The organism is Psychroserpens mesophilus (genome assembly GCF_050617655.1).
In the GTDB taxonomy this organism is placed as follows: domain Bacteria; phylum Bacteroidota; class Bacteroidia; order Flavobacteriales; family Flavobacteriaceae; genus Psychroserpens; species Psychroserpens mesophilus_A.
Window position 1 is genome coordinate 1 of sequence record NZ_JBODQC010000569.1, and the last position, 230, is coordinate 230.

The window sequence follows — 230 nt, forward strand, 5'->3', positions numbered from 1 at the left end:
GGCGGCCCACGTAGAGCATGCCGTCGGGGTAGCCGAACATGTCCTGGTAACGTCGGTTCCACGCGGTCAGGCGCATGTCCGGGTCGACCACGCTGGCCCCGGCGCTGATGTTCTCCAGCGTGGTCGACAGGATCTCGCGGTTGAAACGCAGCTCCTGCCCCGCTTCGTCCAGCACCGCCACCACTTCACCCAGATCCATGCCCGAGCCACGCAACAGGCTGGTCAGCAAC

General features: G+C 66.1%; 1 protein-coding gene. It reads right to left on the bottom strand.

The window, feature by feature from the left end; all coding sequences use genetic code 11:
• Positions 1-230 (bottom strand): PAS-domain containing protein (locus tag ACRHNM_RS18460; protein ID WP_431138079.1); only part of this gene is annotated, 230 nt, incomplete at both ends.